Annotated in this window: 15 protein-coding genes and 4 pseudogenes; 12 read left to right on the forward strand and 7 right to left on the reverse strand. The window is 66.2% G+C overall.

Features of this window, described 5'->3' with window-relative positions:
• Positions 1-22: 22 nt before the first annotated feature.
• Genes C9F11_RS43650 through C9F11_RS43660 form a run of 3 tightly spaced genes read left to right on the forward strand, consistent with a single transcriptional unit; the run spans position 23 to position 3,620 of the window.
• The gene (locus tag C9F11_RS43650; protein ID WP_138967919.1) at positions 23-1,183 is read left to right on the forward strand and encodes an ABC-three component system protein; all 1,161 of its coding nucleotides are present in this window, start codon (positions 23-25) and stop codon (positions 1,181-1,183) included.
• The gene (locus C9F11_RS43655; protein WP_138967921.1) at positions 1,180-1,671 is read left to right on the forward strand and encodes a three component ABC system middle component; all 492 of its coding nucleotides are present in this window, start codon (positions 1,180-1,182) and stop codon (positions 1,669-1,671) included. Before C9F11_RS43650 ends, C9F11_RS43655 begins: the two co-directional genes overlap by 4 nt.
• Positions 1,668-3,620, forward strand: a complete 1,953-nt coding sequence (locus tag C9F11_RS43660; RefSeq protein WP_138967923.1) for a DUF3732 domain-containing protein — start codon at positions 1,668-1,670, stop codon at positions 3,618-3,620. The genes C9F11_RS43655 and C9F11_RS43660 overlap by 4 nt, the downstream gene beginning before the upstream one ends.
• 39 nt (positions 3,621-3,659) lie before the next feature.
• On the opposite strand, the gene C9F11_RS43665 is transcribed toward C9F11_RS43660, so the two are convergent.
• The 4 genes from C9F11_RS43665 to C9F11_RS43680 all read right to left on the reverse strand — a co-directional run bounded on the left by C9F11_RS43665 (position 3,660) and on the right by C9F11_RS43680 (position 9,767).
• Positions 3,660-4,076 carry a hypothetical protein gene (locus tag C9F11_RS43665; RefSeq protein WP_138967925.1) on the reverse strand — a complete coding sequence of 139 codons (417 nt, stop codon included), beginning with the start codon at positions 4,074-4,076 and terminating at the stop codon, positions 3,660-3,662.
• The gene (locus C9F11_RS43670; RefSeq protein WP_138967927.1) at positions 4,076-6,373 is read right to left on the reverse strand and encodes a hypothetical protein; all 2,298 of its coding nucleotides are present in this window, start codon (positions 6,371-6,373) and stop codon (positions 4,076-4,078) included. The genes C9F11_RS43665 and C9F11_RS43670 overlap by 1 nt, the downstream gene beginning before the upstream one ends.
• Positions 6,370-8,148, reverse strand: coding sequence for a hypothetical protein (locus C9F11_RS43675; RefSeq protein ID WP_138967929.1), 1,779 nt, complete (start codon positions 8,146-8,148; stop codon positions 6,370-6,372). Before C9F11_RS43675 ends, C9F11_RS43670 begins: the two co-directional genes overlap by 4 nt.
• A gap of 158 nt (positions 8,149-8,306) precedes the next feature.
• Entirely contained in the window at positions 8,307-9,767 is a 1,461-nt protein-coding gene (locus C9F11_RS43680; RefSeq protein ID WP_138967931.1) for a site-specific integrase, read from the reverse strand.
• A 104-nt stretch (positions 9,768-9,871) separates the two neighbouring features.
• On the opposite strand from C9F11_RS43680, the pseudogene C9F11_RS43685 reads away from it, so the two are divergent.
• Positions 9,872-10,315, forward strand: a pseudogene (locus C9F11_RS43685) (ATP-binding protein); the annotation flags it as partial.
• A gap of 447 nt (positions 10,316-10,762) precedes the next feature.
• Here C9F11_RS43685 and C9F11_RS43690 read toward each other — a convergent pair.
• The gene (locus C9F11_RS43690) at positions 10,763-11,251 is read right to left on the reverse strand and encodes a hypothetical protein (protein WP_138967935.1); all 489 of its coding nucleotides are present in this window, start codon (positions 11,249-11,251) and stop codon (positions 10,763-10,765) included.
• A 967-nt stretch (positions 11,252-12,218) separates the two neighbouring features.
• Here C9F11_RS43690 and C9F11_RS43695 point away from each other — a divergent pair.
• Positions 12,219-12,488, forward strand: coding sequence for a hypothetical protein (locus C9F11_RS43695; RefSeq protein WP_138967937.1), 270 nt, complete (start codon positions 12,219-12,221; stop codon positions 12,486-12,488).
• Positions 12,489-13,218: 730 nt separating this feature from the next.
• On the opposite strand, the pseudogene C9F11_RS43705 reads toward C9F11_RS43695, so the two are convergent.
• Positions 13,219-14,486 (reverse strand): annotated as a pseudogene (locus tag C9F11_RS43705) (IS701 family transposase).
• A gap of 1,070 nt (positions 14,487-15,556) precedes the next feature.
• The gene (locus C9F11_RS43710) at positions 15,557-15,931 is read right to left on the reverse strand and encodes a transposase family protein (RefSeq protein ID WP_138967939.1); all 375 of its coding nucleotides are present in this window, start codon (positions 15,929-15,931) and stop codon (positions 15,557-15,559) included.
• 464 nt (positions 15,932-16,395) lie between these two features.
• Here C9F11_RS43710 and C9F11_RS43715 point away from each other — a divergent pair.
• The 7 genes and pseudogenes from C9F11_RS43715 to C9F11_RS43745 form a co-directional block, all read left to right on the forward strand.
• A pseudogene (locus tag C9F11_RS43715) lies at positions 16,396-16,970 on the forward strand (transposase family protein); the annotation flags it as partial.
• A gap of 18 nt (positions 16,971-16,988) precedes the next feature.
• Entirely contained in the window at positions 16,989-17,279 is a 291-nt protein-coding gene (locus C9F11_RS43720) for a transposase (protein ID WP_138967943.1), read from the forward strand.
• Positions 17,280-17,428: 149 nt separating this feature from the next.
• A complete protein-coding gene (locus C9F11_RS43725; RefSeq protein ID WP_138967945.1) occupies positions 17,429-17,524 on the forward strand; it encodes an IS3 family transposase in 96 nt (31 codons plus the stop codon).
• Positions 17,525-17,539: 15 nt separating this feature from the next.
• Positions 17,540-17,779 carry a hypothetical protein gene (locus C9F11_RS43730; protein WP_138967947.1) on the forward strand — a complete coding sequence of 80 codons (240 nt, stop codon included), beginning with the start codon at positions 17,540-17,542 and terminating at the stop codon, positions 17,777-17,779.
• Between the two features lie 34 nt (positions 17,780-17,813).
• The gene (locus tag C9F11_RS49790) at positions 17,814-18,131 is read left to right on the forward strand and encodes an integrase core domain-containing protein (protein WP_269078173.1); all 318 of its coding nucleotides are present in this window, start codon (positions 17,814-17,816) and stop codon (positions 18,129-18,131) included.
• Positions 18,132-18,250: 119 nt separating this feature from the next.
• Positions 18,251-19,006, forward strand: coding sequence for a transposase family protein (locus tag C9F11_RS43740; protein WP_138967951.1), 756 nt, complete (start codon positions 18,251-18,253; stop codon positions 19,004-19,006).
• A gap of 52 nt (positions 19,007-19,058) precedes the next feature.
• A pseudogene (locus C9F11_RS43745) lies at positions 19,059-19,239 on the forward strand (IS5/IS1182 family transposase); the annotation flags it as partial.
• Positions 19,240-19,355: the final 116 nt, after the last annotated feature.

Below are 19,355 nucleotides of genomic sequence, written 5' to 3' on the forward strand. Positions count from 1 at the left end.
ATCGGCGTCTGCGGTTGGGTACGTGTACCAGCTCCGCAAGGCCCTTCATTCCTGTGTCGACCAGCACGGCCGCGGGCTTGACTGGTGCATTGCCATCGAAGCGGGCGACGACGTAGAAGAAGTCGTCGAAGGCGGCCGGGTCCTCTACCAGCTCAAGCATCGGGCCGCTGGCGTCACAATGTCGGATTACAGCACGGACCTGTGGAAAACCCTACGGATCTGGGCTCATAGTGCCACCAACAAGCTGCTTGATCTGGACGAGACGGACCTCTTCCTCCTGACCACCGCAGACCTGACTCCCGATTCGGCTGGCTACCTACTACAGCCCGTCGCCTCGGGGGTCAGGGACGAGAGCCGCGCGCTCAAAGCGCTGGAGGCTGCTCGGAAAGCTTCCACCAGCAAGGACAACAAGAAGGCGTACGAAGCCTTCGATAAACTCTCGGCGGATGAGCGACAGGCCATGCTCGCCCGAATACAGGTCATCGGCAATGCCCCAGATGTCGATGAGGTGGAAAGGCTGCTGCTGGAGCGAGTGGTCTCCGCCGTCGGACATACGTATGCCAGGCCCTTCCTGCAACGCCTGGAAGGCTGGTTCTATCAGCGCACGATCCGGCAGCTGCGCACGGACGAGATGGACGCGATCACGGGGGACGAGTTCGACCATGTGTTCACCGACCTGCGTAATCAGTTCCGGCCGGAGAATCTGCCCATCGACGAGGACATCGCCGTCCTCCAACCGGATCCGTCGGACTACGCAAGCATGGTCTTCGTCCGCCAGATGGACCTGATCGACATCGGCAAGACCAGGGTCGGGATCGCCGTGCGCGACTACATCCGCGCCTTCACCCAGCGTTCCCGGTGGTCGGACGACAACTTGCTGTTGCCCGGCGAGATCAGCAAGTACGAGCGCCGGCTCGTCGAGGAATGGCAGGACCTCTTCGCCGAGATGGAAGACAACCTCGGCGCAGCGTCGACGGAAGCGGAGAAGTTGGCGGCCGCCAAGGAGATCTATCGATGGGCCACGCGCGAGGCACGTCCGCGTATTCGCGTCGGATGCGACGAACCGTTCGTCTCCAAGGGCTCCTTCCACATCCTGGCTGACGACCTGCAGGTGGGCTGGCACATTGACTTCATGACACGGCTCATGGCCGTACTGGAGCCGGCAGGAGCGACGAAGGCGTGAACACTCTCACTCAATTCAGCCGGGAAGAACGCGCCCTGTACAACCCGCCGTTTACCGCGCTCGTCACCTGCCGCGCCGTCCAGGGCCATGCGTTCCAGTACAGCCAGCCGTGCCCGATCGCGGTAGCCGTCTTGTCCGCCGTGATGGCCCTGCAACCGGCTGTGCGCCGCACACTGCCGAAATCCCTCAACAGCGGGCTGACTCGATGGCTGGAGGAGAACAAGGCTGTCAAAGTGACCATGTCACAGAACGCCACCGCCTTGGCCGCAGTGGTGCGCCCAGGGCTTCTCCTGGCACTGCAGAGCGACGCCGTACACGTCGATGAGGCAGGCAAGCTCACCGTGGCGCCGGGTCGGCTCACGAAAACAATCAACGGTGCCACGGACGAGATCCAGGCCATCCAGAAGGCGGCATACCTTTTGGGGCGCTGGCTCCCAAGCACGGGCAGCCTCAGCACCGTCATGACATTGCTAGGAGTCCGGCCGTGACGTTCCAGATCAGCGCCATCTCCATCTACAACGAAGACGGCCGCATCCGCACAGTCCCCTTCAAGACCGGCAAGCTCAACATCATCACTGGTGACTCGCGGCGCGGGAAGAGCGCTCTGCTCAACATCGTCGACTACTGCCTGGCCAGCAAGGACTACGTCATCAAGGGCGCTGCGCTGCGCAACTTCGTGCAGGTCTTTGCCGTCACCCTGGTGAAGGATCAGCAGCAATTGTTCGTCGCGCGGCCGGCCCCGGCCGGCAAGGCGGCAACGGCGACCACGATGTGCGTCGTCTCTCAAGCACTTGGCGCACCGCCGCCGCAGCGGGCAGAGCTGAACTTCTCCACCCCTCTCGACATTGCTAAGGACGTCCTGTCGGAGTTCGCCGACATCGACCGGACGGTGCGGATCCCGGCCGTGCGCAGCGCTACCCCGATCCCGCCGTCGGTGCGTCATGCGCTCTTCTTCTGTCTGCAGAAGCAGAACGAGGTCGCCAACCCGGACCTGCTGTTCCACTCGCAAGGCGAGGAGTTCTTGCCAGCGACGATCCGGGCGATGATTCCCTACTTCCTTGGTGCCGTCGATCCCGAGCAGGCGTTGCTGGAAAACCGGCTCCGTCTGCTGCGCCAGGAACTCGCCCAGTTGGAGGCTGCGGTGGCTGCCGCCCGCAGCCTGTCACCAGCCTCCGGGCAGGCACTGGCTCTGGTCACCGAAGCCGTCGAGGCAGGCTTGCTGCAACCGCCCCGGGAGGGGATGACAGCAGAGAGGGCGTTGGAGCATCTCCGCCTAGCCATCGCCGAGAGCGCCCCCACGCAGATGCCTGATGCCGGAGATGATCCCGTCTCCGCCCTCGTAGAGCAGCGTCGAGGCCTGCGTGAACGGCACGGACGGGCTCGCGCACGCATCGCCAACCTGAAGCGTGCCGCTCAGGAGAACAATGAATTCCTGGACCAGGCGGCGGAGCAGCATGCCCGTCTGGCCACACTCAACCTCTTTGCACCAGCCAACACGGCAGACCAGGAGCCGCGTTGCCCGGTGTGTGACAGTCACCAGCCGCAGTTGAGCCAGATCGCGGAGGTCATCAACCGGGACCTCGGCCGCCTCGATGCCGACATGACCGTCATCGGCAGTGACACCCCTGAAATCAACGCCCTCATCGCAGCGGAAGAAGACACCCTCCAGGAGATCCACAGTGCTCTGGGCCGCAATCAGGAGCAGCTCGATACGCTGACCGCCGGCCAGCGCGCTGCGCAAGGCCAGGCGGACGCCTCGCGACGGGCCGTGCTTGTCCAAGGCCGCATCAGCCTCTTCCTGGAGACAGCCGGACGCCATGTCCAAGGTCCTCAGGTCGTGGACCGGCGCGAAGAAATCAGAGCGAAGATCGCAGAACTCGAGGAGGCGATCGGAGCCGGAGCACGAGACGACCGACTCAACAGCTTCGTCTCCCGGATCAATACGAAGATCAAGGACAAGGCTGTCGCCTTGGACCTTGAACACAAGGAGTCACCTATCCGTCTCGACCCGCGGGGGTTGACCGTCGTCGCAGATACCGCCCGCGGTCCGGTCCGCCTGGCCGACATGGGAGGCGGCGAGAACTGGCTCGGCTACCACGTCGCCACCCTCCTGAGCATGCACGAGTGGTTCTCCGAGCAGCGCAGTCCCGTGCCTCGCTTCCTCATCCTCGACCAGCCGTCCCAGGTCTATTTCCCCGAAGATGCTCCGGACAGTACCGCCTTGGCCGGACCCGACAGAACCGCTCTGCTCAACCTCTACAAGACCATCCAGAGCACGCTTGAAGCCCTTGAGGGTGACTTCCAGGTGATCGTGATGGAGCACGCGGACCTGGACGACGAACCCTTCCGTAGCTCCGTCGAGGTACGTTGGAGGCGCAGCAACGGCCGGGCTCTCGTGCCTCAGGATTGGATCACCGAAGACATCGCTGATGACTAACAGACCCCCGTCCGCGTCTCGGCTTCGATGCCTACGGAGTTACTCCAGCCAGGGACCCGAAGCAGGCAGGGCGGCGATCCGGCGCTGTCCCTGCGCAGACGTCTTCTTCTTCAGCTCGAGGTTCTCGTAGTAGAGGTTCGCGGTCACCGTGGCGAGTGCGTCGAGCTTGCCCTGCAGTTCAGTCACCCGGCTGTTGGCCTCGCGCAGCCTACTTCGCAAGTCGGTGATCGCCTCATCGCGCTGCACTTCTCCCGGCGTACGGAGCACAGGGCGGGCAATTTTGGCATCCCACTCGGCCAAGACACCCTCAGCGCGGTGGACCGTGGCGTGGCTGACCTTCGCCTCGCGTGCCAGGTTCTCCTTGGTCAGCGCGCCGTCGGTGTGTAGCGGCTCGCCGGCCAACAGGCGGGCCATGGCCTCGCGGAGCTTGCTCTCCGTGGCGGCGGACACCGGCATCAGGCGTTCTCCCTCATCTTGTCGAACTGCACGGTTGCCGAGCGAACCTCAGCGAGTCGGGTCAGGGCCTGCTCGCGCAGCGGCTTGGACAGCCTCTTCTTCAGCAGCGACACGAGGTCGGCCTCCTCCATCCGCCAGATCCGCTCGTGGGCGAGGGTCAGCACCGAGTTGCGGCATCGGGCGGGCTGGCAGGCCCCCAGAAGCGGGGTCTGGCCGCGCTGATCGGGCGGGAGTTGGTTCTGACACTCGGCTGTGGGGGCGTTCCACAGACAGTGGTTGACCGTGCCCAGGTGCAGATCGGCGAACTCGTCCCGCAGCAGGGTGATTTCCAGACGCTCGTCGGCGAGCTGGGCACGAAGGACGGTGCTCTGCTCGATGACGTCGTTGACCTTGTCGAGCCCGGCGTGGAAACGGGCGGCGCCGGGACCAACCGCGATGACCTTCCCGGCCCGGCGGGCCTGCAGAAGGGAGACCAGCTTCTTGGCCGCGGCAACCTGCAGCTGGTTGTCGAACTCCTTGGCCCACCGCGCGTCGGGCTTGCCGTAGGCAAGCGTGGTGCGGTTCGCCAGGGCCCGCCGGGCAGCGTGCTTGAGTTGCAGCCCGAGCGCGATCTCGCCGTCGGGCTCCTGCGCCGCAATGATCGACATGGTGTGCCGGAACATGTGGGGCCGCACCAGCGCTTCGGGAATCTCTTCCAGGCCGGTGTACTCGCGGTTGACGTTGACGGCGGTGATGAAGTCGTCGATGTCGCGAGCGGCATCGAAGCCGCCGTGGCCGCCCCCGGCCAGTGCGGTGACGGCGGTGAAGACTCTGGTGTCGTGCCAGGTGAGCTGTTCGGCAACCGCGATGGCCTGCGCGACGGGCGCGGTGATCCACCAGTAGCCGCGGGGCCGGGAGTCGTCGCCCTTCACTTTCCGGGAGGCGAGCGCAGGGGCGCCGTAGTACTGGGAGAGTGCCCCGCGCTCGATCTCGTGGATCTCGCTGTCGCGCATGGCGGTCAGCGCGGCGACGAAGACATAGCAAGCAGCCCGCAGCATCCGGGGGTTGAGCCCGTGATCAGTCGCGATGGTGCGGTTCGGATCGCAGGCCACCTCACACACCCACTGACGGCGGAGCTTGGCCTTGTCCCTGCTGCTGAGCCCGAAGACATTGCTGCGCTGGCCATAGACCGTTCGGGCGAGTTCCGTCCAGTTCGGTTCGCCGGCCCACGCGACCTGATCGGCTGCCCGGTGGACGGGAATCAAGTTGTCCGGGTTGTCCAACCACTCAAGCAGGACTCGGTCGCGGTGGGTGAGCCGTTTCTCGGCAGGCGGGGGGAAGGACGGTTCACGTACGAGGCCGGTGTAACTGCGACCGGTCTCAGCGAGCCATTCGAGCAAGCGCTGACGTCGCTTGAGGCCGTGGGGTCTCTCGGCGGCGAACAGCACGATGGTGCGGCCGTTGGTGGCGAGCTGGCTGGCCCGCCGCCAGTTCACCTCACCGCGCCGGGCCCGGCCGCGGTTACGGGGGTTGAGCGGGATGCGTGTGCCGGGATCCGCCAGCCACGCCTCCAGCTCGCGGTCACTCTCCATCTGCGGTGGCGGTCCGCTAGCTGGTTCGGCCTGGCGCCGGTCGCGTTCGGCCAGGATATCTGGGGCGAAGCGGTCGATGTACGCCCAGGCCGCCCGCAGCAGCGGCCACCAGACCTCGGGCGGGATCGCCGGGGTGGACAGCTCGTCGGTCCACACCGATTCGGCGACCTGGGCGCTTGACTTCCCCGGCCAGGGATCCTCCAACGTGGGGACGCCAGTGAGAACCGGCGAGAAGGTGATCAGGTGCCGCAATGAGGAGACCACCTTACGTACGGACGAGGGCTCGGTGATGCGTGAACGCGAATCGATGAACGCCTGCCAGTCCGCCGGATCCCACAGGCCGAAATCGTCCGGCATGTCCTCCTCCTGAGCCCAGGTCCGCAATCTCGCGAGGTCAAAGCAGCTCTGCGCGGTCCTACGCAGTCCCCACTTTCCAGGGGGCAAGAAGATCCCGGCCTCCTGCAGCGCGGCATGTGTGGGGTGGAGCATGCAGAAGGCCACCTCCCGTATGAGCAGGTTCCCTGTCGGATCGCCGGGGAAGTCGCACCGCCACGCGGCCTTGACGGTGTTGGCGGGTCGACGGACGTTGTCCCCCGGCCACATGTCGGGACGGCCGAACGTCGGGCCGGTCACGCCAGGGATTTGGCCGGGAAGATCGGAATAGACCGATTCGTGGTCGGCGAAGGTCGCGGACTTGAGCGCGAGTGGGAGGGCGGGTGTGTTCATCGGTCGTACTCCGTTCGCATCCCCAGGGGCAGGTTCAGGGTGAGGGACTGCTTCTCGATGGTCTTGCGCGCGTCCTCAATGTGGTCGGCGCACTCCTCGAAGACCTGCTTCAGCGCGGTTTCTTGCCGTCCCCAGACGCTGTGCCAGGTCTTCGGCGGCAGTACGTCGCGCATGTGCTGGATGTGGTCGAAGAGCAGCAGTTGCTGGGGCAATTGGGAGACAAAGACGACGGCGTTGTCGCAGATCATGCACATCGCCGGGGCGACGTGGCAGAGCTTGCCCGGCACCGAGTGCGGCGAGTTGTGCGGGTCCTTGCAGTTCGACACGCCCATGTCGAGCTCACCGTCGCGCAGCTCGGCGCCTTGCTCCGGAGTGACGCCGAGCGCGGTGGCGACCTCGGGTTCGCCCAGGCGCGTTTCGTCCTCGTACCGCACCAAGGTCGCTCGTCCCGTGACCGTGGCGAAGACTTTCGACTGGGCGCGGTTCATCGCGGCGCCCGCCAGCACGTGTGCGGTGGTGCCGTGGGCGTAGTGCTGCTGGAACACACGGACGCTGTGGTCGTCGCCAGCAAGGTCGGTCAGGGTGCCGCCGAGTGCGACCACCCGGGTCGTCTTCGCGGTCTTCCGTAGCCGCCGGACGTCGTGGGGCTGCGAGACTCCTTTCGGGAATGGCCGGTCCGGACCGCTGTGGCCACCGAGCCAGTGGGTGAAACGCCGACCCGGGTCGGCGAAGGCGGCCAGCGCGGCTTCCATGCGCACGCTCCTCCGGGACTCCACCGCGGTGAACAACCAAGGTTCGCTGTCGAACGCCTTGCGCGTCAGCGCGTTGGCCTCCAGGAGGCGCCGCAGCAGGCCCGGCACGTCCCATGCGCCACGGCCCGGATACTCCTTGTCTCTGGTCTCCTCGGGCGTGCCGTCGGAGGCATCGGTCAGGTGGAAGTCTGCTCGGATGCGTTCGGCGCGCTCTTTGGACTGGACGATGCGCACGCCCTCGGCACTGAACTCCAGATCAGGCACCTGCAGGGCGTGGAGTTCCTCCGAGGTGCAGTCGGTCATCGCGAGCAGAAGCAGGACGCGGAACGGGAGGTCGATCTCCCGGGGAAACAGCATGTGGTGCAGGCAGCCCATCAAGCCGATGCCGGGCCAGATGCCGCTGCTTTGGGCGAACTCCCGGATCTCCGAAGGCCAGTTGCGGCTCAGCGGAAGGTTCTCGCCCAGCGTCTGGCTGTCCACCAGCCTGTTTCGGGTGGCCCAGATCAGGTTCGGCAGTTCCAGCCACCCGTGTTCACGCGGATCCTGCCCGGCCTCCAGGAGCTCGCGTCCGCGGGCAAGCCGCTTCTCGAGCGAGCGGACATCATCCTGAGCAGCCTTGCGCATGGCCACCCGTTCGGCGTTGCTGAACTCATCCAGGACCTGCCCGGTGGCCTTGCGCACGCCAGGAGGGGCGGCGGCGCGGCGCCGTACTCGCTCGGGAATGCTCAGATCGCGTTCGGCCCCGTGACTGAGCAGGGCGAGCAAGGCACGCTCCAAGCCCCAGGGGCGGCGGGAATACTCGGGGTACTTCTGGAGGAGGTCCTGCCCCCAGGCATGGAGCAAGGCCGGCAGATCAAGTCGCTCGTCCTCCAACCGGGCCTGTGCCGGATCGATGCCCTGCGCCGACAGACGCTTGTCGAGGAACTTCGCGAAGGCGCGGATGGCGGACGGGTAGCCGTGAACGGTCTTGAGCGCGTTCTTGCGGTGGTAATCGACCCACAGATCCGCGAGCTGCCCGGCCAAGGTGGAGCAGGCGAACTCGGATGGGTCAAGTCGCGCATGGACTGGGCGATCTCGTTGACGGAAGACGATCTCCCGTATCCCGATCCGGTCCGGCTGGGGCTCGGCGGCCCGGGGCCGACGGGTACCGGAGGTGCCGCGGCGTTCTCCTCGGCGCGGCATCAGCCGTTCCCCCGCCCACCGTGCCGTGAGGCCAACTCCGCGTATGTGGCGTCCTGTTCGTTCCACTCTCTGATGGCCTGCGCGACCAGGAGGTTCGACTTCTTCTTGTACGTCAGGTACCGCATCGTCGACTCTGGGCGGCGGTGCCCGAGGAGCCTCATCACGGTCAGGAAGGGGTTCCGCGACTGGTGGTCGGCCGCATAGGCCGGTACGCGGCCTGAGCGCGCATACTCCTCCGCGTCCTGCTTGCGCAGCAGTTCGGTCAGCAGTTCCAGCATGTAGATCGCGAACGTGTGCCGTAGGTCGTGGATCCGGACCTGATTCGGCATCTCCAGTTCCAGGCCGTACTCCTCGATGATCCGCAGCGTGCGCGCATGCGCGTCGAGGAATATCTGCTCCCACCGCTGGTTGGAGATCATCCGCCCGTGGCGGCCAACGAACAGGGCCATCGGCTCCAGCCCGTACTCTCCCTCGATCATGGTCCGCGCTCGCAGGTCCGCGTCCATCGCCTTGACGCTCCGGGTCCGGCGCCTGCCGTGCTCGACACCGCGCAGTTTCATCTGGCGCGTGTTGACGTCATCGACGACAAAGAAGTCCTCGCGGCGCCGCCACAGATTCTTCGACGCCCTGCGCACCGTGGCGGCACGCTCGGTCCGGCGGTACCAGTCGACCTCTCGAAGTGTCGCGTCCTGAATCTCCACGGTCCGCGGCAGGCCGAACTTCGCGATGGCCTGGAGCTCCACTTCCTTCGCCGTGCCATCGCGGCGTGGTGGGCCGACCTCTATGTCGAGCAGGGCACGGAACTCACGCAGCCGCAGACCGGTAGTGATCGACAGATTGCCGCCAGCGCTGTCGCGCAGCGTGTGCGCGGAGCGGAACGACGGGTCGGCCGTGCCGTCCGGAAGGAGCCCGCGAAGGCCGACGCGGTCCAGGAACCACCACTGCTCGTACGTGAGGTGCCGTACGTCGAGTGCCGCGGTGGCGCCCCAGCTCAGAACGTCCCGCCCGTTGGGGCGCCGGTAATAGGGGCGCCTGTCCAGCAACTTGACTTCGTCAACTGCCCAGTCGTAGAAGCTGCGGATCGTCACGCGGCGGCGCTTCCAGGTGGCCGGCGACATGGGCTCGTCCCGATGCTCGGTGCAGTGCTCCCGGTACGCGAGCAGGTCGTCCTCCACCGCGGACAGCACATCACTCGGCGGATCGAGGCTCTCCAGGAAGTCGCTGAAGTCCAGGAAGTCGTAGGTGTAGTCCTGCAACGACTTCGCCTTGAGCGTCTTGGCCAGATCCAGGAAGAAGGAGCAGTGCGGTTCCAAGGGCCGCATGTCCGAGCCGAAGAAGAACGGGGTGCCGTCCTTGAGCGCCCGCTCCCGGGTCACGTACCGCAGGCCGTCAAGGTCGGTGCCGTCGGGCGCCGCACCGTAGCGGCGAACCTTGTCACGGGACGTAAAGAAGTAGTCCACAGGGCTCCTTGAGACAGGTGGGAAGCCCCGAACCTAACCATCTGCCAGACACAAAGAAACCCTCCGCGAAGGGAGGGTGAGACAGTCTCAAATGTTTGGCCTAACCGCCCGGAGTAAGCAAGACACACCTCGCGGTGGGGCTCGCGATCGCGGCCTGCAAGGCCGGCTTCTCTGTCTACTTCACCTCGCTGGACGACATGGTCCGCCAGCTCAAGGAAGCCGAGGCCCAGGGGCGTCCCGCGACCAAGATGCGCATCTACCTCAAGCCCCACGTCCTGGTGGTCGATGAGGTCGGGTATCTGCCCCTGGACCGGGCCGAGGCGAACCTCGTGTTCCAGCTGGTCTCGAAGAGGTATGAGACCGGTTCGATCTTGCTGACCTCGAACAAATCGTTCAGCGAATGGGGCCAGGTGTTCGGTGACGAGGTCCTCGCAGCCGCCATCCTCGACCGCCTCCTACATCACTGTGAGGTCATTTCGATCAACGGCCCGAGCTTCAGGCTCAAGAACCGATTCACCACTATCGAAGGAGACGACACCGTGGCATAATGCCGATGCCGATCTCTGGACGTGAGGTCGTACGCGCTTCTGGACTTGAGGTCGTACGCGGACAAGAGAGCCACACCCAGGTGATGCTCAGGCCCGCGGAGACCGGCAGACGGACCAGCAGCCTGATGTGCGCCCCGGGCTTGCTGGCGTGGAGGATGCCCGCGCCCCTCGCCGGGGCTGTCTCCTCCAGCGCCGCATTCACCAGATCTGCCGCATGCGCCTTCACCGCCGCCGCACCATCACGTCCTGCGCCACCGTATGCAGCCGCTGTGGATCCCGTACCGACTCCAGACGCTCCCGCACCAGCGCACGGTGACGCTCCCCGGCCCGGCCCGCCGCATCCGGCACCACATGTTCCCCCGGCCCGATGAGAACGGATGTGGTCAACCAGCAGACCCCGGAAATGAGTGAGGTCCCGTTGGTGACGGGACCTCACGCGGGTCGAGGTCAGATGGCGGGGCGGCTGACGGTGAAGTCGCCGATGGTGTGGTTGGTGATGGTCGGGTCGGTCATCTTGCCGGTGATCTTGGTGACCCGGGAGCGGTTGACCAGGCCGGTGCAGGACACGTCGGTGCTGCGGCCGGAGCCGGTCGGCGACTGGAACCTGATGCTGCCCTTGCCCAGGTTGTTGACGTCGAGGATGAAACTGGAGGTGGTGGACACCTCTTCGCCCGAAGGCAGGAGCGCGTTGACATTGACCGTGTTGCCGTTGGCTGCCGTGGGGGTGATGGTGAGCGTGTACTTGAAGGTGACGTTGTCGATGACCACGGTGAGGTCCCCCTTGAACGGGGCATCCGGCAGCACGCTGCCCGTGAACTCCGAGTTGAGACCGCCACAGGTGTTCGGCGTCACCACGGACGGACCGGCCAGACGGGCTGCCTCCGCGGACGCCGACGGGGCCGCGGCAGTGACGGCCGCGGCCACGGAAACAGCCACCCCGACAGCTATACGCGCACGACGAGACATAGAAACTCCTCTTGTTCGGTGATACCGCGAACACGGCACCACAATCACGGAACAACAGAACACCGGACCAGCCCGCACCGCCCCACGAAGAGAGCCACAGGAGTGAACCGCCGCGGCTGGGGGCGGTTACCCCCCGGGACGGCGTGCGGCCCCGAGGCTGCCACTCGGCCGCGCACCGGCCCCCTTCTCCCCCGGCAGACGGGAGACCGGCCGCCGGGGCGCCGCAGGGAATGTTCCAGGAGATGACGCAAGCGGTTGTCGGCGGCGGCTGAGCCTGAACCCGCGTTGCCGTCGGCGACAGGAGTGCGTGTCCTTGGGTGGTCTGGTTCGTTGATGGAGGTAAGTGCGTCTGCACCCCTCTCAGCAGCGGCTCCCGGGTCTCGCCACCCGGGGGGCCGTTGTTGTGCTGTGGGTGTCCGCCGGGCTCGGGCCGGGGTGTTTCACGGCCGGTCCCCGCAGTCACCCGGGATCCACCGGGCCGGCGCATCGATGAGGAACACGGCACGCACGCCGGGCCGGGCGGGTCAGCGGCGTTGCACCGTGTGCGAGGTCGAGCCCGATGTGTGCCGGCAGGTCATCGGGTTCGGCTGCGAGGAGCAGGGCAGGGCCAAGGCCGAGAAAAGCGCCGTGCCGGTGCACCATCAGGACCGCCCCGTTCTTCGTTGACGTGCTCTCCGGGTGCCGCCGCGTGATCATCCGGTGATCAGCTGCGGGACGTTTGCACCTCAGGTCCCGTCACACTGCAAAGTCGTCCTGCCTGGCCACCTGCGGAGTTACCAGTGGCGCCAGGAGGCCGGAGCAGGAGAGGTCACTCACCCGTTGTGGTGGTTTCCCCGGACTGCCAGGCCACGTCGCCCGCTCGCCGTCGTCCTCTTGCCATGCTGCTCCCGCCGTACCTGATCAAGGACGAGCTCATCAGACAGCCGAGGAGCTGACCATGACGCTGAGGACGCTGAGCCGCCTTGCGGTCGCCGGGGCCTGCGCATTGGCCGCCGTCGCGGGGACCGCCTCCGTCGCCCATGCCCGGGAGGGATGCCGCTACTACTACACGAGCTGGTTCACGGGGCCGAACGGCGAAACGACTGGCTACGGTGACTACCAGGTGGGTGATCTGGACCCGGAAGGCCGAGTATGCCTGGACAGCGGCTGGTGGAAGGAGCACGACGAACCCGACCCGTTTTCCCCCTCGGAGTTTCCGTCGGGGTGAGGGCGGTCACCAAGGTGCCCATGACGTAGATGCCCGAGCCTGACGGACACGGACCCACGTCGCACGTCGCCGGGCTGGCCGGGGGGCCTTGGAGGGTCTTGGGGTCGGTTGCCGCGGGAGGGGCCCGCGGGTGTCGACGGCCTACGGATTCATGATCTGGCCAGGAGGCGAGTTCGGTATCGAGGCCGAACGCCGGACACCCCTGCACACCGACATCGAGGGGCGGGGGGAATCGCTTCATCACGGCACGCACCCACAAGTACGGCACCGGCAAGCTCCCCATCGAGCTGGCCGATGGGCGGACCTTCACCCTCGACCTGGACGAGCTGCCCCGGCCCGAGCCGGAGAACAGCTGACGCAGACGCTCCGCGGGAGTGCGCCACAGCAATGTGCTGCAAACTGCATCTTGCGCCGCCCCGATGGGTCCTTGAGCAGGGCACTTAGCGACTTCGGTTTGTTGAATGCAAACGCCAGTCCGGGTGTGCCCACGCGTGGGCACACGTCCCGGACGGAGCCGGACCGAGGGAGATCGAGCCGGATGGAAACGGGGTTGTTTGTCCCGGTTCTCCGGCAAAACAGCAGGTGAGAAGGGTCTCAGTTCCGGGTTAGACTCCCCTAGTAGGGCTTGGTCGGGTTGGTGCGGGGTCGGGGATGTCGCGGTGACAGGTGGGGCAGGCGCCGGTCCAGAGTGCGAGGAGTAGCTGCACTTCGCGGACGACTCGGTAGAGGCTCAGGCTGGCGCCGTCTCTTTTGGGGAGCGGGTCAGCCGCTGCAGGGTGCAGAAGGCGTGGGCGACCGAGACGAGGGTGACGTGTGGTGGTGCCAGCCGGGCCAGGTGCGGCCTTCGAAGTGGGCCAGGCCCAGGGCCTGTTTCATCTCGCGGTAGTCGTTTTCGATGCGCCAGCGGAGTTTCGCGGTGCGGACCAGGACGGGCAGCGGGGTGTGCTCGGGCAGGCTGGAGAGCCAGAACTGCACCGGTTCGTCCTGGTCGGCGGGCCATTCGGCCAGCAGCCAGCGCACCGGCAGCTCGGTGCCGGCCGTGGCTTTGCGGACTTCACGTCCGGCGGGGCGGATCCACAGGGCCACGAAGCGCGAGTACATGCGCTTGTCTCCGCTGCGGCCGCTGCCCGGCCGGGAGCCCTCGCGCCACTGCACCGGACGGGCTACGCGTTTCCCGGCCGCGATGACCAGTTCTTTCACCCTCAGGGCCGCCTCCGGGTAGGCGGGCACCGGCGGGCGGCCCTGGCCGGTGCAGGGCGGGGTGCACGGCCGGGCGTCCTCGGGCTGGGCGGTGGTCGTGGTGGAGATGCCCACCACGTAGTCGAGGCCGCGCTCTTCCAGGCCGAGCCGGAAGGCGGCGGTGTCCCCGTAGCCGCCGTCGGCGAGGACCTGGGGCACCTCGATGCCCCAGGACCACGTCTCGTCGATCATGCCGAGGGCCAGCTGCCACTTCTCAACGTGCCCCGCCCCGGCGGGGATGGCGCACTTCGCACGTCGTTTCACCTTCACTGCATCGGCCTTCGCCGAGGCGGGATCCCAGCTCTCGGGCAGGAACAGACGCCAGTTCACCGCCGCCGAGGCCCCGTTGGAAGCCAGATGCAGCAAGACCCCGGCCCGGCAGTGGGTGACCTTGCCCGCAGTGCCGGTGTACTGCCTGCTCACGCACGCGGACACGCCCCCGTCCTTGAGGAACCCGGTGTCACCGATGATCAGCGCAGTGGGCTTGATGACCGGCTGCACGCGCCAGGCCAGACGGGCCCGCACATGTGCCGCATCCCACGGGCTCGAGGTGACGAAGTGGGCCAGGGCCTGCCAGTTGCCGTCCTCGCCCAGACGCGCGGCCATCGGCTCCACCGACTTGCGCCCGCCGTCCAACAGCAGGCCCCGCAGATAGACCCCGCCCCACCGACGCTGATCCGACCGCGCGAACGGATCGAACATCTCCGCCGCGAAGTCCTCCAGATCACACCGGACCGCGGCCAACTCCCCACCCAGCACACCCGATCAACGACACGAGCGATCAAGAAGACACGCCACCGCCCGACCAACCTGACCAAGACCTACTAGGACCACCAATCGCCGCTTGACACGCTTGACATCATGTGTCACCCTTTCTTTCCAAGGTAGTTTTACGCGCCTCGGGAGCGTCCACTGGTTCACATCTGTCACATCTCCGCAGTGAGCCCATTTTCAGGTTCCTGCCCCGCAACCACAACGGGACGCACCCCCCGTCAGCTGTTGTAGGTAGTGCGGGGCACGTTTCAGGGGCTGGCAGAGCAAAGCGGTGCTGCAGCTGTCGGGGTAGTCCTCGGTGGCCTTATCTGCGTTGATGAGCTGGCACAGCTCGCCTATTTCACGATCTTCTTGGTGAAGAGGGCCGCACATCCATACCCTTCTCGCATCGTAAGATGGGCCTAGGCAACGTACGCGATCTTCGATGATCAAGGTTGCAAAAGCCTTTGGTCGCAGACAGGGGTCGTTTCCGTGTGCCATCGTCCCTGACCGGTATCCTTCAGCGCCTCCGCGAGGGCGTCGGCTTGTCTCGCTCGCCCGCCGGAGTGTCCGGCCTGAGGGCTTGGCGATCAGCGGTGTGCGAGGACCACTGCTATCGGCTGGGAGCTGTTGCCTGCTCTATGGCTGCTCGCGGTCCTCGACCGGGCCACCGCGCGGGTCGGCATCGCGCGGTGCGCCGCCGACTCCCCCTGAGGGCCGCGAACGGACCGGGCTGGACCGTCTTCCCCGTGCCACCGCCTTGGGCCGTCTGTTGTCCCGCACCGGTGGCGACGCCCCTGACGACGCCGTGGGCCCTTGGCCCGCCCGGCACACGTCTGCCCCCCCCTGCCTCCACCGATCCGCCTGCGGTGACGGGCCTTCCTGTGGACGGCAGAGCCATACGCGGCAGCCGCAGCACGGGCGTGGAACGCCGTCCGCCTGCCCACCACCGTCCCGCATGAGAATCCGGACGGTGATCTCACAGCGGCGGATCGCCGAAGAGCAACGAAATCCCCGTCCTCACCCCGCTCCCGCGGCGGCTGGACTCACCACGAAGGTTGTTCAGGATTAGTTGATCACGGTGTGGACCAGGTGCGGAGGAGTTCGCGCTGGACGACGGTCTCGAGGGTCTGGGCGACGCGGGTAGGAGGGCCGCGGTAGTCCTCGGAGAGGATCTTCCAGTTCTCCAGGTGGCCGATGCAGCGTTCGACCGCAGAGCAGAGGCTGAAGTGAGCGCGGTTGCGGCCCTTCTCCGCCTCGGTCAGCGGGCGGTGCAGGGGCTTGTTGCACGGAGTGAACAAGCCCCTGCCCTGGTAGGCCTTGTCGCCGAGGCCGGAACGCCTGCCGGCGACGGCCGTCGCTCGCGAAGCGGTGTACGCGTAGGCGTCATGGAGGGCACCGGGAACGGGTCCGCCCACCGCGCGGAGCCGGCCCCGCAGGCCCGAGACCATCTGGATGTGGTGTCCTGTCTACCGGTGTTTCGCGGAGAACAGCCGCTCAGTGACCTTCCCGCCCCGGCACAGGGCGGGGAACCCCGTCAACGAGGACCGGTTCGCCCCGGGACAGCCGCTTGATCCCGAAACCCGATCCGTTTGAGGCTCTCGCGCACCACCGGGCGCAGCAGGGTGGCGTACCGCGATACCGTCGGCGGACGGATGCCGAATGCCCGCTATCTCCTGGAGCGCATCGTGCCGCAGAAGGCAACGCACCAAGACCACCGCCCTTCCACAACGGCAGCACTCAAGGCCGTCCCCTGGCCCGGTCCCAGTCCGGCAGGCGGCACTCCACCCTTCCGGTGAACAAGGACAGTCGATACGGGCTCAGACCGACAGTACGCTGGAACCGCATCCCCCCCCCGAACGAGCATGGTAGACGGGGCTTCGACCAAGAAGACCTGTCAGACCAGGCGTTTCGCATGCTTGTCTACCCATGCGGGCTGGACTTGTCCAGCAGTTCGTTGCGTTCCCCTGCCGCCCGTTTTCGTGAACACCGTTACCGGACCGGGAGCCGTTGGCGTCGGCTGAACGTAGGACGCCAGGCCCTGCTGACCCTGGCGCATCTACGGAACGGCACAACGCACGCGCAGCTGGCAGAGGGTTTTCGTGTCGGGACGAGCACCGTCTACCGCTACACAGGTGAGGCAGTCGAGCTCCTGGCGGCCCTCCCACCGACCCGCGTCGCGGCTGTGCACGCCGCGTCAAAGGCGTACGTCCTGCTGGACAGCACGCTCCTGCCGATCGACCGCACTACGGCCGACCGCCCCTTCTCCTCTGACAAACACACCAGGCACGCGATAAGCGTACAGATCCTGGCCGACCCCTTCAGCCGACTGCTGCGGGTCTCGCCCACGCTGCCCGGCGCCATCCACGACATCCGACCGGCCCGCGAACACGGCATCGTCGACGCGCTCACCCAGGGCAGCACCGCTGCCGAGCGGACAAAGGCTGCCAAGGCGCCCGCAGAACGGCCAGGACGCCCTTCCGCGGCCGAGGGCAGAAGGAAGAGACATTGTCGAGGAAGTCCCGGAAGTATTCCCCCGAGCTGCGGGCCGAAGTGGTGAAGGCGGTCCTGGAGACCGGGAACAGTCCGGCGAAGGTGGCACACGATTTCGGCCTGCTCGCGGAAACTGTCCGCACCTGGGTGAGGCGAGAGGGAGAAATCCCGGGAAACACTCCGGATGCGCAGGAAGCGCATGACCGTGCCAGGATCGCGGAGCTGGAACGGCGGGTGCGTGAGCTGGAAGACGAGAACTCCTTCCTGGTAAAAGCGTCGGCCTTCTTCGCGAGGAACCAGAAGTGAGCGGGAAGTACGTGCTCATCGCGGCGGAGAAGGCGAACCACGCGATATCGAAGATGTGCGGGCTGCTGGATGTGTCCCGCTCCCGATTCTAAGACTGGGAAGGACGTGAAGCCTCGACGAGTGAACAGCACCGCAAGGAACTCAGATCAATGATCTGCTACGAATTCGAGCGCTCGGAACGCACCTACGGCTGTCGCCGCATTCACGCCGCCCTGCGCCGCAAAGGCGTCGCCGTGGACGACTAAACGGTGCGCCGGCTCATGCGCGAGCTCGGCCTGATGCCCATCCAGGTCAAGCGCAGACGGGGCCTGACGGTGCCGGACCCGCAGGCACCGCCCATCCCTGACCTGCTGCGACGGGATGTCACCGCCAGCACGCCGGGTGAGAAGGTGATCGGCGACATCACACAGATCGACACCGCCGAGGGCCCGTTGTATCTCGCGACAACAATCGACTGCTCCTCAAAAGCCGTTATCGGATGGGCGGTTAACGAGAACTAACCCGCAGGTCTCGTGGCAGCGGCGATCCGCATGGCTGCCGGACGCGTCAGCTTTCCCGAAGGAGCCGTATTTCACAGCGACAGGGGAAGCCGATACACTTCCCGCGAGTTCGCCGACATGGGTCGGGCGTACCGGCAGTTGTTTCGATAATTCCATGGCCGAGTCATTCTTCGGGAAGTTGAAGACCGAGAACGTCCACCACCGAACGTTCGACACAATGGCCGAGGCCCGCCGCAAAGTCATCCGCTTCATCGAAGGCTTCCACAACCAGCGCAGGCTGCATTCCCGCATCGGCTACCGTCCACCGCTGGAAGTTCTCTACGAGTGGTCCGTGAATCAATCCGCAGCCTGATACAGTAAACTTCTTTGAGTTGGCCACCGATCAGGTGACGGCCTATAGCGCAACGAGTGAGGCCCCCGGGCTGTTGATCGAGATGTCTGACGTCTCAACCACGCTGCTCGGGGGCCTCGTTGGTCATCCATCCTGCCGCACTCGACCTGCCTCATGCACTCGTGGAGTGGGTCACCATGCTGATCGTCACGCGTGAGGGCGACCGGCGCTGCAAGCTCCGCCCGTCTCAGCGCGCGATGGTGGCACCGGTGTACCTGCGCGAACACACCACCCTGGCGAAGATCGCCGCCGGGTTCGGGATCAGCCAGCCCACCGCCCACGCCTACACCAGCACGGTCATCCACCTGCTCGCCGAGCGTGCACCGGCACTGCTGAAGGTCCTGCGCGAGACCGGTCCCGACTTCGTCCTGCTGGACGGCACCCCCGCCGAGTGCGACCGGATCGGCGACGGACGAGCCGACTACTCCCACAAGCACCGCCGGCACGCGGTGAACGTCCAGGGCGTCACCGATCCCGGCGGCCGGCTGCTGTGGCTTTCACCCACGCCGCCGGGCCGGTCTCACGACCTGACCGCCGCCCGCACCCACCGGATCATCCGCATCTGCGAGCGCCAGGGCGTCCCCATCCTGATCCTGGCCGATCTCGCCTACCAGGGCGGCGGCCCCTGGCTGACCACGGGCATCAAACGCAGACCCCTGCAGGAACTCACCCCCACCGAGAAAACCGTCAACCGGGCCCTGGCCACAGCACGGGCACCGGTCGAACGCGGCATCACCCGCCTGAAGTCCTGGCAGACCTTCCGCAGATCCCGATACAGCCCCAACCGCATGACGTCCATCGCCAAAGCCGTCCTCACCCTCGAGCGGCAACACTGAAGAAGCTCACTGATTTGCCTGCGTGCCCGAAAAGTTCGGGGCCCCTCAGAACCTGTCCGCGGGATAGCAATCCGTGAACCGGTGCCAGGCCAGGCCCGGCCCTCGTCGAACAAGCCATGGCCACCCTCAAGAACTGGTGACTCCTCCACAAACTCCGCTGCCCAACCACCCGCATCACCAGCCTCGCACAGGCCATCCCCACCCTTCATCACACCAGCTCAGGACCAAGATAAAGAAGCCTTACTGGTTCCTCCAGCCCCCATCCGTCCCAGTAACACCCATTCCAAATCAGCGGGGAAACTTCAGCTATCTCACCCACCAGCCGTGCACACAGGAGAGAACTCCAGTC

Source organism: Streptomyces sp. YIM 121038 (genome assembly GCF_006088715.1).
Classification (GTDB): Bacteria; Actinomycetota; Actinomycetes; order Streptomycetales; family Streptomycetaceae; genus Streptomyces.

Bases quoted from the DNA above. Each gene is read 5' to 3' on its own strand.
- C9F11_RS43730 (WP_138967947.1), top strand. From the start codon at position 17,540: ATGCGCGAGCTCGGCCTGATGCCCATCCAGGTCAAGCGCAGACGGGGC.
- C9F11_RS43695 (WP_138967937.1), top strand. From the start codon at position 12,219: ATGACGCTGAGGACGCTGAGCCGCCTTGCGGTCGCCGGGGCCTGCGCA.
- C9F11_RS43670 (WP_138967927.1), bottom strand. From the start codon at position 6,373: ATGAACACACCCGCCCTCCCACTCGCGCTCAAGTCCGCGACCTTCGCC.
- C9F11_RS43665 (WP_138967925.1), bottom strand. From the start codon at position 4,076: ATGCCGGTGTCCGCCGCCACGGAGAGCAAGCTCCGCGAGGCCATGGCC.
- C9F11_RS43710 (WP_138967939.1), bottom strand. From the start codon at position 15,931: ATGGTCTCGGGCCTGCGGGGCCGGCTCCGCGCGGTGGGCGGACCCGTT.
- C9F11_RS43725 (WP_138967945.1), top strand. From the start codon at position 17,429: ATGATCTGCTACGAATTCGAGCGCTCGGAACGCACCTACGGCTGTCGC.